The organism is Flavobacterium sp. (assembly GCF_046153165.1).
Taxonomy (GTDB): domain Bacteria; phylum Bacteroidota; class Bacteroidia; order Flavobacteriales; family Flavobacteriaceae; genus Flavobacterium.
Genome location: NZ_JBJXEN010000021.1, coordinates 1 through 15,684 on the forward strand (window position 1 = coordinate 1; position 15,684 = coordinate 15,684).

The following is a 15,684-nucleotide window of genomic DNA, read 5'->3' on the forward strand; positions in this document are numbered from 1 at the left end:
GTTTTAAATTGTCGTGGAAGATTGGGTTCTGTTTTTCTTAAAATAATAACAGCAACGCAAAATAATATGAAAGCAAACAACGTTCCGATACTTGTCATATCTCCAACAATATCACCAGGAATAAAAGCTGCAAACAAACCAACAATTGCCAGAATCACAAGGTTTGCTTTGTAAGGTGTTTTATATTTTGGATGTAAATCTCCTAATGCTTTTGGTAATAATCCGTCTTTACCCATAGCGTAAAAAACCCTAGATTGCCCCAACAACATTACCAATATTACGGAAGAAAACCCAGCTAGTATAGCAACCGTTACAAAGTCTGCTAACAATTTATAACCAATCATATATTTTCCAATAGCAAAAGCAACCGAAGCTTCTTTACCCCCAGTTCTGAAATCTTCAACAGTAGCTATTCCTGTTAAAACGTGAGCAAAAAGAATATATAAAACAGTGCAAATTGCCAATGTGCCCAAAAGCCCGATTGGCATATCTCTTTTTGGGTTTTTAGTTTCTTGAGCTGCTGTACTTACAGCATCAAAACCAATGAATGCAAAAAATACGGTTCCTGCTGCTCCAAGAATACCTTTAATTCCACCAAAACTATGATCAACACCGTGTTCGTCTGTAAAAACACTTGGTTCAGGAATATATGGTGTGTGGTTTATTGGATTGATAAAATTCCAACCAAATATAATAATCATAATTACAATAGAAACTTTTACAACTACAATTATACCGTTTACAAATGCTGATTCTTGAGTTCCTTTAATTAACAAAAGACTAATTATTGCCACTATAAATATTGCTGGTAAATTAATTAATCCGTGTTCTCCAATAGTAGAAACTTGAAATGGAGAATGTGAAAGTGAGTATGGAATTGGATTCGTGTGTAGTACATTTACCAATAAATTATTGAGGTATTCACTCCAAGCTATTCCAACTGTTGCTGCACCAACAGCATATTCTAAAATTAAATCCCATCCGATGATCCAAGCTAACATTTCGCCCATTGTGGCATAGGTGTAAGTGTAAGCACTTCCAGAAATTGGAATTGAAGAAGACAATTCAGCATAACACAAACCTGCTAAACCGCAACCAATTGCAGCAATTATAAATCCAATTGTAACAGACGGACCAGCACTTTGTGCTATTGCAGTTGCTGTTCTAACGAATAGACCAGAGCCAATAACTGCTCCTATTCCTAGTGCTATTAATGACCAAGCGGTCAATGTTCTTTTTAATCCTTTCTCGGATTCCGATGCTTCTGATAACAGTTGAGCTAATGGTTTCTTTTTCCAAATAGACATAAATTAAATTTTGTTTGTTTTTAATAGTAATTAGAATATTCCTTTTATTAAAAAGGACAAAATCGGAACAAATATATACAAAATATACCAATTGGTATATTTTGTAATAAAAAAAATTAATTTACTTTAGTTTTAACTACACTAGATGCTCTCAAAAAATTAAATTTATCTTTTAAAATCTTCATATCGTCACTAACTTTTCTATCCAACACTTTTGCATAATGCTGTGTTGTTCTTAAGTTTTTATGTCCAAGCATTTTACTAACACTCTCTATAGGAACACCATTCGTGAGTGTTACCGTTGTAGCAAAAGTATGTCTGGCAATGTGAAAGGTTAATTCTTTTTCTATCTCACAAATAGTAGCTATTTCTTTTAAATAGGCATTCATTTTTTGATTGGATAGTATAGGAAGTAATTTATCTTCATTATTGCATTGCGGATGATTTTCGTATTTATCGATTATCATTTGTGTAACTGGTAGGATTGGAATTTTTGAAGCACTTTCGGTTTTCTGTCTGTGGGTAAATATCCATTTCTCGCCGTCAATACCGAAGCTTATATGCGACTTTGTTAGGTTTTTGACATCTATGTAAGCCAAACCCGTAAAACAGCTAAAAAGGAATATATCACGAACTAATGATAATCTTTCTGTTTTAAAATCTTTCTCGATTATGCTTTGAATTTCTGTTTCAGTAAGATAAACTCTTTCAACTTCTTTGACCTTTGATTTATAGTTAGCAAACGGATTTTTATCTAGCCAGTCATTGGCCAAACAAATTTTAATAATCTTATTGAAGTTCTTGATGTATTTGACAGATGTATTATTAGCACAATTTCTAACACTTCTTAACCAGAATTCATAATCGGTAATAAAAGCATGATCAATCTTAGTAATGTCAATATCGGAAACATTGTATTTCCATTGCATGAACTCAATGGTATGTTTTAAAGAAGTTGTGTAGCGTTCTAGTGTTCCAGGTGCATATTCTTTTCCAACGAGTTCTTTTATTTTGTTGTTATGGTCCTGGAAGATGGGTACTAGCATTCTTTGTCGTTCTTCATTTCCAAGCAACTTATCTTTGAAGTTTTCAATTGATAAAGCCTCATTACGGTGGAGTAGTTCCATTTGAGCATCTAATACTTTAGATTTCATTAAATCAAGGTAGCTATTGATTGAACGAGCTTCCTCTGTTGTACCTTTCATTTTCGATAGTTCGCTAGACCATTTTGATTTTTCTACAAACTTTTTGGTACTAAATTCTAATCGTTTGCCGTCAACTGTTAATCTTACATAAATTGGAAGTAGTCCGTTTGAATTGGCTTTTGTGCTTTTAGCATAAAAGTGAAGTGTGATTTTTGTTTTCATTGTGGTGACCAATTAATTATTATTCAATTTAAATTTTTACGTCAAATCAAACAAGATGTTTACTGACTGAACGAGTTATTGAACAAGTCGTTGAACCTAATGTTTGCTAGTGTTGAGGTAATTTAGCGAGACCCTAATTTTTGAATTTTCTAGGGTCTCGATTTTATCTCGATTTAAATAAGATTGAATGAATAATTTGGTATGTCTGCAAAAGAAAAAACCCTGTAAATCATAAGATTTACAGGGTTTTACTACCGTTTAGGATTTTTTCAGCGGAGAAAGAGGGATTTGTCTTGTGTAAAAAACATCAGTAAAATCAATACTTCGCAAAGTATTTTATTTAAGTGACACCTCGACTGACACCTCTTTATTAGGATACAATTATCTTTAATTCAAAGTAGTCAAATATAAGGGTAATTATTTGAATAACAAAGTATCAAGGCTAAAAAATGAACTAGTTATTTAAGGATATTTTTATGGCTATCGGTTAAAAATTTGATACTGTTATTTGCATCAATTTAACCAAAAATCAAGTGAGTTACTTGTTCAGATTTTAATCCCGCATACGAACAAAACTCTTCAATAGTCAGAAACTCATTTTCGAGCTTGTTGAGGTTAGTTTTCACTTTTTGCATTAATCTGGTACTTTGGCGATAACTCTTCCCTGTTATTCGCTGTATGTCTTTCGGATAGATGCACACCCTCTGTTTTTCAATATTCATACATTATCTATGCCTTTGACTAGGCTTTGATTAGCTTAAACTATGGTTAAATTATTTACAAAAATAATGCTTTTTGAAACATAAATCATACTGCTTTTGAGTAAGTATTTATGTTGATTTAAGCCATTTGTGTCGCTTTGCGACATATGGAACTGCATTTACTTTATTCTTCTGTTTAATTGACTAAAATTTGTTCCGAAATCAATCAAATAATGTTGCAACAGAAAGATGATTTAGACAAATTATTAATCTAAATTTTAGAAATTATGGCAAGACAGAAAGGCATAATTAAATTGAAAGGTACTATCGGAGATATTACTTTTTACAAAACCCAAGACGGACATTTGGCGCGTGAAAAAGGAGGAATTGATGCTAGTCGTATCAAAAACGATCCTGCGTTTCAAAGAACGCGTGAAAATGGTTCGGAGTTTGGAAGAGCTGGTAAAGCAGGTAAGATTTTGAGAACCGCTTTGAGAGCATTGCTTTTGAATTCTGCTGACGGTAGAATGGTAAGCCGTTTAACTCAAAAAATGGTTCAAGTTATCCAAGCTGATTTAATCAGCGTTAGAGGATTGCGAAATGTTATTGATGGTGAAGCCGAACTTTTAGCAGGTTTTGAATTCAATATCCGTGGGAAACTGGGCACCAGTTTATTTGCTCCTTTTGTGGGAGTAATTGACCGTGTTACTGGAAACATCACAGTTGATTTGGCTTCATTTATTCCTGCCAATATGATTGCTGCACCAAGTGGAACAACTCACTTTAAAATTATTTCTGCTGGTGCGGAAGTCGATTTTGAAGCGGAAACATTTGTTGAAGCGCATTCAGAAACGGCAATTTTACCTTGGGACACAACCGCTACGGCTGTAATTAGTCAAACAAATGCTGTAACTCCAGCCAGTACAAAACCTTTGTTTTTGGCTCTTGGAGTTGAGTTTTACCAAGAAGTAAATGGTCAAATGTACCCATTGAAAAATGGTGCGTTTAATCCATTAGCATTGGTGCAAGTGAGCGGATTGTAAGATGGTTTTAAGACTATCGAGAACTTATTTCCCTGATGGAACGAACGGAAAAATCGAATGCGAAGTCAAATTGATTTGTAAAACCATTGAATTACCGTGGAAGATTAACGAAACGAAAGTTTCCTGCATTCCGGAAGGGAAATATTATATAAAAAAGCGGTACAGCAAGAAATTTCAATGGCATTTGGAAATAATTAATGTAAAAAATAGAAGTTTAATTCTGTTTCATCCTGCCAATAATGCTTTGCAAGAATTGAATGGTTGTATTGCTCCAGTAACAAAACTTTCTGGACCTGGTTTAGGTCTTATGTCTCGAAAAGCATTTTCTAAATTGAAAAATTTAGTCAATCCAATTTTAGACAAAAATGAAAGTGTTGTTTTAATTGTTCAATCTTAAATTTATTTTTATGAATATAATTAAACGAGCGAAAGCTCCCACTCCTAATTTTTTTAAAGTGCTTCGAAATATCGGATTGGTTTTGGCTGCTGTAGGCGGAACAATTTTGGCTGCTCCGATTGCTTTGCCTGTTGTGGTTACTACAATTGGTGGATATGTTGCCGTTGCAGGTGGTGTTTTATCGGCAGTGAGCCAATTGACAACCACAACCGAAAAAGCCAATGCAACATAGTAATTCAACCATAATTGGTACCGCTGGCGGTACATTTTTGAGTGTTTTACCGAATTTACATTCGGAAGATGTTTTAAAAACTATAATTCTTGCCACACTTGGTGCGGTTGTTAGTTTTTCAATATCTTTGATTCTCAAATTTTTCATTAGAAAGCACAAAAAATAGTCTAATTCTAGTTGTGGTGACCTTTGGATTAGACAATAGAAAAGCCCAAACCGCAAGGAATGGGCTTTTTTTACGTTCTAAAATTAAACTTCTTCAAATAGATTTAGCGTAACTTCTAAAACCACCACTTCGGAATTATGGTTATACAATTCTTGCCATTTTGCACTGTCAATAGCTTTGGCTCTGGTGTCGAAAACGCCAAAACATACTCTTGATGCTCTGCTTTTCCAATTGTCGGTCTGATACAAAATAAATAATTTCATAGTTTAAAATTTTTGGTTTATAAATGGATTTATCGTTTGCAATAGCGATACAAAATCACTCTACGCAAATCGTTTATGAGGTTGATGTTTTCGTGAAATTGTTTCTCTTTTTGCTCCAAAAGTTTGAGCGCAGTTATATTTTTTTGATGTTCTTCGTGTTCCTGCATCATCAAACTAGCTTTTGGATTGAATTCTTTTGAGAAATCTGGAAGACGTAAAAATGGAATTACTGAACCCACTAAATGCGGATGCCAGAATTTTGTTTGCCATAAGCTGTAAGCCACAAAATAAATGCTTTCACAATCTATTTCGTTTTGAAAAATGACCACAAAACTGTTCGTAAATGGCTCTTTTTGTGGTTTTCCGCTGTTCATTCCTTTGTTAAGTACAAAGAAGTGCGGTTTTGAATAAATCGAGTTTTTTTGGTGGGTTTTAATGATAAAATTGAGCATACTTTCTGATTTAAAGTTGAGGTTTTCAATTCCTTTTTTTGCCATTAAATTTTTGAAAAGAAAAAAAAGAAAAAAAAGAAAGTCGTCTATCAAGTGGAGGTTTCAAGAAAAGCAAGTTTTTTCAAAAAAATACTACCCGGCTTTTTAAGATAAAGTTCTTCGGAATTGGAGTTTTGATTTTAATCAAATGTTGAAGCGAGAACAAAACGTAGGGTGGAGATTTTATTGAAAACCGTAGGCTTGAACTTTCTTTTCTTGAAACTGGAACTTACCTTTACTTTCTTTTTATTTATTTTTTTATTTTTCTTGCTGCCGATAAGTTTCTTATGAAATGAGATCCAAAAAATGTTGTTTAGAAAGAAGGAGTTCTTTAGAAAGGGTATGAATTTTTAAAACAGAAAAAAAAAGATAAAATTGCATTCCGATTATTTTTCTGTTTTGAAAATTCATACTCTTTCTTACGGTTGATTTTGTGGGTGTAAAAAATTGCTTTATCGGTATTGTGAATTTTAGAAGTGGAGTTGTAAAGCAATTTTTTACAGTTACAAAAACAATGAAAAAACTTACCTAGTGAGTTGGCAGAAGCTCAAAGCAAGTGTGTGGTTTTTTATTTGCTTACTGGGGTGTTTCTGATTGTTTTTATGATGGCTTGATGCCACAAACGCTCCTGCAATTATTAGGTTTTCGGTAATCAAAGAATGTGCTATGAAATTGCTATGGCATCTTGGCCATCGTCAAAACAATTACTTCGATAGTTCTGGCAAATAAAAAATCACACTCTTGCTGGCATTTTTGGTTTTGTGGATGCCGAAAATAGCAAAATCAAAATTTGTAGATTATAGAAAATGTTACTGCTATTTTTGGCACTTACAAAAGCAATGCAAACACTACCGATTTATGCGGTGCGTTGATAAAACCATTTTAAAGTTCTTGCGAAAGTTATACTTGTAAATTTAAGAAAATGTTGTTCGGGATTTTGAAAGTGGTTTGCGAAGGACGGTTTTTTGAGCGGCTGGGTGATGCGATGGGAGCTGCTCAAAAAGTTGTCCTGGAGCAAACCACAAGCGCGATGGGTGTGGCGGCTGTTTTACATAACGTTATTATAGGGCAACGAAATACAAATACTTAAATAAAAACGAATTTTGTTGCCCTATAATGCCACGTTATGTAACACAGCTTGGGGGAAAAAATTACTGGCGCAAGTTGCAAAGCGTACGTGTTTTTTCTAAAAACTGTGCCAGTAATTTTTTTTAGAGCGTTGGCAAAGGAGTGACAATTGAAATGTAAAACGTCTTTCTTAATTGCCAAACGAGATTTTTTTATTGAAATACTTTTTAAGATATTATGTAATTAAATAGTAGTATCTTAAATAATTAGGTATAAACTTATGTTTATTAAATAGTTCAATATTTTTATTAATAATTTTAAACGAATAAAAAAAATATCTAACAACAGAATTGCAATAGAATTGGATTTTAATTTTGAATTCAAAATTCAAATTTTTATTATAAATGAAAACTATTTTACTCATTGCTTTTACAATTATAACATTAAATACCAATGCTCAAATCAAAATTTTGTTCGATGCAACTAAAGCTGAAAGTGCAGGAAATGCAGATTGGGTTATTGATGCTGATACTCATAATATAGGATTTTCATCTGGACCAGCAATTATTGGAAGTGGTACGGAAAGTAATCCGCAAAGAATACCAACACCTTTACAATCTAATATTACATCATCAACACTAGAGAATTATTGGAATGGTGGTTTGTCTAATTGGGCGATTGATTGTGTAAAACAAGGCTATCTAGTGGAAAGTTTACCCTATAATGGTCAAATTACTTATGGAATAACTTCAAATGTGCAAGATTTGAGCAATTATAAAGTGTTTGTAATTGATGAACCAAATATCTCATTTACAGCATCTGAAAAAACTGCTATTATAACTTTTGTTCAGAACGGTGGCGGTTTATGTATAATTTCCGATCATACTATATCTGATAGAAATAATGATGGTGTAGATTCACCACAGGTTTTAAATGATTTGATGAGTAACAACACCATCCAAAATAATCCGTTTGGAATTACTTTTGATTATGCAAATTTTTCTCAAACTTCATCTAATGTTGCGACGCTGCCAAGCAATACTGTTTTACACGGAACAGCTGGAAATGTTACACAAGTGAAATGGTCAAATGGAACCTCAATGACTTTAAATCCTACTCAAAATATTAGTGTAACTGGATTGGTTTACAAAACAGGTTCAAGTACAAATATGATAACAAATGTTATGTGCGCTTCAGCAACCTATCAAAATGGAAAAGTAATTGCTATTGGAGATAGTTCCATACCGGATGATGGGACTGGAGATATTGGTGATACTCTTTATAATGGTTACATTGCTGATGCAAGTGGAAATCATCAACGATTGCTAATGAATGCAATTATTTGGTTAGCTACTACAAGCCCGTTGAGTATTGAAAGCTCTAGTTTTTTAAATAATAGTTTTGTTATTGCACCTAATCCTATATTGAATAAAGAATTGAAATTTAATTATTTGAATCCCGAAAATGAACTTACAAAAATTGAAATTTTTGATGCATTAGGTAGAACTGTAAAAATTGCTTTACTGTTAAATAGCGAAAATTCAATTGCTTTAAATGAGCTAAATTCTGGAGTTTATTTGTGCAAAATATCAAATGCTAACCATTCTAAAAGTATGCGATTTGTAATTAATTAAATAATAAAAATATGAAATCAATTGCACTTATCTTTATTGTGTCAGTAACTAGTTTATTTACTCCAGTTACATCTAATGACATTTTAGTTTATGATTTGATTGTGTCTGGAGAAAAAATAGGAACTGTAACTGCCACCAAAAAAGTAGAAGGAAATAAAATTACTTATACTTCAAATAGTGATGCTACTACTTCAATGCTTTTTAAAATTGATATAAAAACACGAATGACTGTTGTTTATAAAAATAATATTCTTCAAGAAAGTAGTTACCAATTTTATAAAAATGGTAAATTAAAGGAAGAAGCAAATGTTACTTTATCCAATGGTATTTATTCTATTATTCACGACAAAAAAGTTACAACTTACAACAAGAAAATAGTGAAAAGCACTATTATTTTGCCTTTTGAAAAACCCAACGATAAAGACAGTTATTTTGAAGAAGTTGAAGGTAATTTTAAAACTATAAAACTAATTAAAGAGAATAATTATCAGTTGTATAATCAAAATAATACTCAAAAAGATGATTATAACTATAAAGATGGCAACTTGCAATCTTCTTTAGTTAGAAACACTTTAGTAGATTTTAAAATGGTTTTGAAAACTAAATAATTTCAATTACAACCATTATATATAGGTATTAAAAAATTACCTAAAGCTTTTTTTATAATTATTTATAAATGGTTTCCAGTTAATTAAAATGTTGTTTTTAGACCAACTCTAATTCCGAATTTTGGATTTACATATCCATTAAAATTTTGAAAATCACTTCGCCAAATAAAATCTAATCTAAACGGTCTTACATTTCCATAACCAATGTTTTCAAAGCCAAAACCATATTCATAATAAAGTTTTGTTGGCGCAACATATAATATTGAAGATTGGTTTATTTCTTTACTACCATTAGAAATCGTACCATAAACACCTCTAAAAGTAACTAAACTACGCCAGCTTAACTTTTTTATAATTGGAATTTTATTCATTAAAAAACCATTAAAATGATGCTCAAAATGACCTTCTACATAAGTGTCAGCAACAAAATCATAATAATCTAACAACGCAAAAGTATTGGGTAATAAAAAATAAGTTTGATTAGAAGAAACTGCTGTAAGTATTGATAACGGTGTGGTTTCAAATGTTTTACCAGCACCAATTGTAGCGTCAAAAATACCAAATTTACCCAATGAAATAGGATTGTTATATAAAACTTGTAATCGATTGTAGTTAAAGTTACCTCCAAATACATTTTTATAACCTCGTTTGTAATTGAACATAAATGTAGGATGTAATTTGATACCTTGTTTTTCATCAACACCAAAACCTGAAACTTCTTTTCCTGGTGTATAAGTCAAATACAAATCAGATGTTAAATCGGTAGTTTCAGATTTTATTTGCCCAGTATTAGTATCTAAATAATCTAGTGAAAATCTATTTGGAGCTGCTGATTTGATTATATTATGGGTAAGAGTTAGACCAAGATGTAAATTTTTTGACGGTTCTACATCAAACCGAAACATACTTTTTTGAATTTTAGAAAGAAAGAAATTCTGACCTCTGTTAAACAATGCTTTCGAACCTTTGTCAGCTTCGGGCAAAAGATGAATACCATTAAATTGTGTCAAACCCATTTGTTCGTTATCTTTCAAAAACGCAGCACTTATGTTAGTTCTGGGAGTATTTGAAAGTAAATATCTAGCTTCTAAACCGTATTTAGTTATTTTATCTTTGCGACCATAAGCAGTAAATCCTTCTACTCTAAAACGATCATCTTCTGAAATAAATGTTCTAAAACCAAATCGCAATCGCAATCCTTCAATTTGATTTCTTGCTGCCGTTGTCCAAATATTACCAGTTTGAAACCCTTTGAATAGCGGAATATAACCGTCTGAAAGTATGTAAATAGTTCCAGTAACCGCTTTTATTTTTTTGCTATCTTTAATTACATTTACAAGTTTATATAAGTTTTTAGTTTCTTCATCTTGTTTCATACTCCAATAAATGCTGTCTTTTTCAAACTGATTAGCATCTATTTGTTGCATTTGCGTATTATAAAAATCAGCTTCTTTTGGAATATTAAGTATGTAGTTACTAAACATTTCTTTTTTAACAACATATGCACCTTTTTCTTTTTCATCTTTTGTTAGTAGTGTGAAATCTCCTTTGTATTCATTTAATAATGGTAAGTAAATACTATCGCTTTGAATTGTAAATGTTTTTGTTAATTCAAAATTTCTAACGAAATTTAAATTCATTTTTCTAGGAGTTCGCATTTCAATTTCTGTTAATGCAAAATTTTTAGTATCAACGGTAAAACTCCCTCTAAAAGCAAAGTCTCTGGGTTCTCTAGGAAAAAATCGAATGGTATATTGTTTTTTATCAGCTACAAATGTACTGTCGGTTAGTTCATAATCGTAGGTTCCAAAACCTTCAGATGAAATTGGGCTTACAAAATTTTTATTTAAAATTGTTATGTTGTTTTGATATACATCTATCTCTTGAAATGTATTTGCAATATTTTCGAATATTTTTCCTTCTTGTTTAATACCAATAGTTCTTTCTCCATCAATATCTATTCGTTCCTTGTTTATAATATTGTTTCCATATATTTTCTCATTTCTTTCAACTAATTCAATTGGAACATAAAATTTATTGTCAATATTGGTTTTCATTTTTAATGCAATACTATCAAAATCTTTTTTTAATGCTTTTTTGACAAATGCAGTATCTAAATTGTCAATCCCTAATTCTACTGTTGAATATTTTTCATACTCATAGGTTTTAGAAAGCTTTAATCCGTTTTGCTTTTTGTTTTTCCAGATATTTTCTAGAATTTTATAAGCTGGGTTTTCTTTCTTTTTTAATCGTATTTTTGATCTAGATTTTACAATAACTTCGTTTAGTGTTGAAGCTTGTTCTTTTAGTGCAATAGTTAAGTTATTGGTATATTGATTTTCGAGATGAATTATTTTATTTTCAAATCCCATACAACTAATAGTAATATCAGAATAATGGTTGTTTGATTTTAATGTAAAAGCCCCAGCAGAATTGGTTAATGTACCTTCGGTTGAACCTAAAAATAGTATATTGGCATTAGCGATAGGCTTGTTTTTTTCATCTGTAAGATTGCCTTTTACACTGGTTTGACTTGACATAAAGTTAGAAATTAATAGAAAACCAAAAAAGATATTGTTGGTTTTCATTATTATAACTTTGGATTTTACTTTATGTTTTGAGCATTTATCTTTTTCAACAAATGGTCTTACAATTAGCTTTTTGAAACTCTCGTTATCTTCACGAATCATATTGGTATCTACACCACAAATAATCTCGGATTGTTTTAATTGATGAAATGTAGAAAATAATTGATCCCATATTGTAAGCACATCGCCAAAATTACTATCTGTATAAGGCAATTGATAATGGTGATGAATATGATGCGTGTTTGGTGTAACAAAAACTTTAGATATAATATCGTTTACTCTTTTAGGAAGCTTGGTATTAGAATGTGAAATAATATTAGATGCACTTTGAATAAATTGTTTAAAAATAAGTACCCAAGGTGTAGCACCAACAAGGCAAATTACCAAAATTGAATAACTTACTCTTATAAATGTTTCCCCAGGATGTTCTCTAACTGTAGTTGAAATATCTACATCTAAATCACTATGATGAATTTGATGAAATTTCCAAAATATTGGTGTTTTGTGCATCATAAAATGATACAAATAATCAAATAAGTCAAGAATCACAAAAGCAATTATAAAAAACAGAAATGAGTTTTTTGAAATAGGTAGTAAAAACATAACTCCCCACTGTTTAACCTCAATAAAATTGGAAGCAAACAATACCAGAATTGATAATGAAAATTGAACTGGAACTACAAAAAACAAAAACTTTGCATTTAGAAAAGTATGTGTAAGTTTGGTTTTTATATTTTGAGAGAAAATAAAAAATTCTAAAACCCAAAAAAACACCAATACGCAAATGAACAGTAAAATTTGAAATTCAAAGATATGATTAAGAAAATGTACCATCTTATTGCGTTTTAATTAATATTACTACAATAGTAGGCTTTCATTCTACCTCAATTCTATCTGAAATCTATCTGAAATCTATTGTTTCATTTTAAAATTCAGAATACTAATACTATCTTACTAACCATAGAATTAAAATAGATTTTGTTTATAAAATTGCATCAAAATTATTTTCAATTAAATTACATACGACATAGAAAATGAGAAATCATAAATTAAATTGTATTTTTAAATTTTTGTTTGATAAAAACACAAGAACAAGAAAAATTGTGATTATAATTTCATTTATTTTATGCTATTCAAATATAAAAGCCCAAGAAAAAGATACCATTACAAAACCAATTATAGAAAATTTAAACTATCAACAGTTTAGAATAAATGATAATTTAACGTATCAATATTCAAAACCTAAATTCTTTGATTTCATTACAAAAGTGCCACACGATTTTGGTCTAATGGGAAATTTGCTGATACAAAAAAATAACTTAATTTGGTTTGGTGTATCAGTTGGAACTACTGCTGTATTACTTCCGATTGACCAACAAATAATAAACGGTTCGAGAGATTTTGGGCAACAAATAGGATTGCAAGAAAATCATACCTATTCAGGACCTTTAAAAATGTTTCCTAAAAATATAAATTCTGGAATTTATAGAGTTGGAAACGGATTTACAGCACTTTTAGTTGGTGGAGGATTATTGGTTTATGGTTTGTCTAATGATGATTATAGAGCGATACATACCTCAAGTGAATTGATGGAAGGATTGATTGCTTCTGGATTGTTAGTACAACCAATAAAACGAATTACAGGTCGTGAAAGTCCATTTATTGCAGAGCAAAATGGAAATAAAGGTGGCGATTGGAATTTCTTTCCTTCGTTTACCGCTTATCAAAAAAATACTCCATATTATGATGCAATGCCTTCGGGACATATTACAACATTAATGACAACAATAATGATACTTTCTGAAAATTATAAAGAAGTAAAATGGATACAACCAGTTGGTTTTGGACTAATTGGATTAATGGGTTTTGAAATGTTGCAAAGTAAAGTGCATTGGATTTCGGATTATCCAATCGCCATTTTTATGGGATATATAATTGGAAAAAGCATTGTTAAATCAAGGATTACAGAAATAAAAAACAATAAAGTTGGAGTTTTAAAAACGTTTCAGCCGAAGTTTCATTATTCCTTTAATTCAAATCAAAATTATACATTAGCAAGAGTAAATATGGTTTTTTAAACCAATGTTTGCAAATCTTGGTTAATTTTATGGTTTTTATTGGAAATCATATTCTAATACTAAATTAAGCATTTATATTATGAAAATATTATTAATTGAGGACGAACCCGAATTACAGAAAAGTATCAAGCAATACTTTGAAATGGAAGGAAATGTAGTTGAAATAGCATCCGATTATAACAAAGCTGAACAGAAAATTGCAATTTATGATTATGATTGTATTTTGGTAGATATTACTTTGCCTAATGGTTCAGGATTAGATTTAATAAAGGAAATAAAATTAAAAAAGTCTAAAGCAGGAGTTATTATTATTTCTGCCAAAAATTCACTTGATGATAAAATTTATGGTTTAGATCTTGGTGCCGATGATTATTTACCCAAACCGTTTCATTTATCAGAATTAAATTCTAGAATAAAAGCATTAATAAGACGTAAAAGTTTTGACGGAAATTTAGAAATTATTGTAAATGAAATTAGAATTTTGCCAGTAGAAAGAAGTGTTTTTGTGAATGATAAAAACGTCATTTTGACTTCTAAAGAATATGATTTATTACTATATTTTATAGCTAACAAAAACCGTGTTGTTAGTAAAAATGCCTTGGCAGAACATCTTTGGGGTGATAATGCTGATAGACTGGATAATTTTGATTTTATATACAATCACGTAAAAAATCTTCGCAAAAAATTATTAGACAAAAAATGTGAAGATTACTTGCAAACCATATACGGAATAGGTTATAATTTTAAAACACACGAATGAAGTTACTTGCAAAAACCAGTTTATACTATTTACTATTGAGTATTCCGATTTTAATTTTATCGGGATTTGTTTGTTACTATGTCATTACAAAAGAGGTAAAAGATAGCAATAATGAATTATTGCTTAATCGAAAAATTCAAGTAGAACATTATTTAAAAAATAATGATACCGTGTCATTAAGTCTTATTATAAAAAGTAAAGAAGCTCAAATTGAAAAAATTAGACGAAGCCACTTTAAAAACGGAACAAAAACTATGTTTTCGGACACTTTGATACTTGATAAGCAAGAAGATGAAATGGCTGAACATAGAATGATTAGTTCTGTTGTAAAAGTAGGAAATACAAATTATCAAATTAAGATTTGGCGAAGTACGCTTGAATATGATGAATTAAAAGTTGGATTGTTTTACTTGATAACAATTATTTTATTTTTATTGTTTTTAATTTCTTTATGTATTAATCTTTTAGTTGCTAAAACCTTATGGAAACCTTTCCATAAAACGATAAGTTCGTTAAAAACTTTTCGCGCCAGCGATAATGATATTCCAGAGTTTACAAAAACAACAGTAAAAGAATTTAAGGATTTGAATAATTCGCTTACCGAAATGATGGATAAAATGATTGTGGACTATAACAGTCAAAAGAAATTTACAGAAAATGCTTCTCACGAAATTCAAACGCCGTTAGCGGTAATAAAATCGAAGGTAGATTTACTCATTCAATCTGCAAATCTAAAAGCAAATGAAGTCGAACTAATCATTGCTATTGACGATGCGTGTTCTAAATTAATACGATTAAACAAATCGTTATTATTACTTACAAAAATTGAAAATAGACAATTTAAAACTACAGAAAATGTTTCAGTAGTAAAAATTATAAATCAATCATTACTTTTATTTGAAGAGCATATAAAAGCGAATAAAATAGTTGTAATCAAAAATATTGAAGAAGATTTTTTCATCAATATGAATGCCGATTTAT

General features: G+C 30.5%; 13 protein-coding genes. 8 read left to right on the forward strand and 5 right to left on the reverse strand.

Annotated features, from left to right (window positions below; translation table 11 throughout):
* Both ACKVOV_RS03055 and ACKVOV_RS03060 read right to left on the reverse strand, forming a co-directional pair.
* Window positions 1-1,307, reverse strand: a 1,307-nt coding sequence (locus ACKVOV_RS03055; protein WP_409205305.1) for an amino acid permease, incomplete at its 3' end; no start/stop codon positions are given.
* Window positions 1,308-1,423: 116 nt separating this feature from the next.
* A complete protein-coding gene (locus tag ACKVOV_RS03060) occupies window positions 1,424-2,674 on the reverse strand; it encodes a site-specific integrase (RefSeq protein ID WP_409205306.1) in 1,251 nt (416 codons plus the stop codon).
* A gap of 988 nt (window positions 2,675-3,662) precedes the next feature.
* Between ACKVOV_RS03060 and ACKVOV_RS03065 the strand changes: the two genes are divergently transcribed.
* The 3 genes from ACKVOV_RS03065 to ACKVOV_RS03075 are packed head-to-tail and all read left to right on the forward strand — an operon-like array spanning window position 3,663 to window position 5,047.
* Window positions 3,663-4,418, forward strand: a complete 756-nt coding sequence (locus ACKVOV_RS03065) for a hypothetical protein (RefSeq protein ID WP_409205307.1) — start codon at window positions 3,663-3,665, stop codon at window positions 4,416-4,418.
* Window position 4,419: 1 nt separating this feature from the next.
* Window positions 4,420-4,815: a DUF5675 family protein gene (locus ACKVOV_RS03070; RefSeq protein ID WP_409205308.1), complete on the forward strand. Its 396-nt coding sequence runs from the start codon at window positions 4,420-4,422 to the stop codon at window positions 4,813-4,815.
* A 10-nt stretch (window positions 4,816-4,825) separates the two neighbouring features.
* The gene (locus ACKVOV_RS03075) at window positions 4,826-5,047 is read left to right on the forward strand and encodes a hypothetical protein (protein WP_409205309.1); all 222 of its coding nucleotides are present in this window, start codon (window positions 4,826-4,828) and stop codon (window positions 5,045-5,047) included.
* A 249-nt stretch (window positions 5,048-5,296) separates the two neighbouring features.
* Here the strand turns inward: ACKVOV_RS03075 and ACKVOV_RS03080 are convergent, their stop codons facing one another.
* Both ACKVOV_RS03080 and ACKVOV_RS03085 read right to left on the reverse strand, forming a co-directional pair.
* Entirely contained in the window at window positions 5,297-5,476 is a 180-nt protein-coding gene (locus ACKVOV_RS03080) for a hypothetical protein (RefSeq protein WP_094152263.1), read from the reverse strand.
* 29 nt (window positions 5,477-5,505) lie between these two features.
* Window positions 5,506-5,973 (reverse strand): DUF6943 family protein, encoded by a 468-nt coding sequence (locus tag ACKVOV_RS03085; protein ID WP_261788016.1) that lies wholly within the window; start codon window positions 5,971-5,973, stop codon window positions 5,506-5,508.
* 1,466 nt (window positions 5,974-7,439) lie between these two features.
* On the opposite strand from ACKVOV_RS03085, the gene ACKVOV_RS03090 reads away from it, so the two are divergent.
* Both ACKVOV_RS03090 and ACKVOV_RS03095 read left to right on the forward strand, forming a co-directional pair.
* A complete protein-coding gene (locus tag ACKVOV_RS03090; RefSeq protein ID WP_409205310.1) occupies window positions 7,440-8,669 on the forward strand; it encodes a T9SS type A sorting domain-containing protein in 1,230 nt (409 codons plus the stop codon).
* An 11-nt stretch (window positions 8,670-8,680) separates the two neighbouring features.
* Window positions 8,681-9,277, forward strand: coding sequence for a DUF6134 family protein (locus ACKVOV_RS03095; RefSeq protein ID WP_409205311.1), 597 nt, complete (start codon window positions 8,681-8,683; stop codon window positions 9,275-9,277).
* Window positions 9,278-9,360: 83 nt separating this feature from the next.
* Here the strand turns inward: ACKVOV_RS03095 and ACKVOV_RS03100 are convergent, their stop codons facing one another.
* Window positions 9,361-12,468, reverse strand: coding sequence for a DUF5686 family protein (locus ACKVOV_RS03100; RefSeq protein ID WP_409205312.1), 3,108 nt, complete (start codon window positions 12,466-12,468; stop codon window positions 9,361-9,363).
* Between the two features lie 431 nt (window positions 12,469-12,899).
* Between ACKVOV_RS03100 and ACKVOV_RS03105 the strand changes: the two genes are divergently transcribed.
* The 3 genes from ACKVOV_RS03105 to ACKVOV_RS03115 form a co-directional block, all read left to right on the forward strand.
* Window positions 12,900-13,943 (forward strand): phosphatase PAP2 family protein, encoded by a 1,044-nt coding sequence (locus tag ACKVOV_RS03105; protein ID WP_409205313.1) that lies wholly within the window; start codon window positions 12,900-12,902, stop codon window positions 13,941-13,943.
* A gap of 79 nt (window positions 13,944-14,022) precedes the next feature.
* The gene (locus tag ACKVOV_RS03110) at window positions 14,023-14,703 is read left to right on the forward strand and encodes a response regulator transcription factor (protein WP_409205314.1); all 681 of its coding nucleotides are present in this window, start codon (window positions 14,023-14,025) and stop codon (window positions 14,701-14,703) included.
* Window positions 14,700-15,684 (forward strand): histidine kinase dimerization/phospho-acceptor domain-containing protein (locus ACKVOV_RS03115; RefSeq protein WP_409205315.1); only part of this gene is annotated, 985 nt, incomplete at its 3' end. The genes ACKVOV_RS03110 and ACKVOV_RS03115, both read left to right, overlap by 4 nt.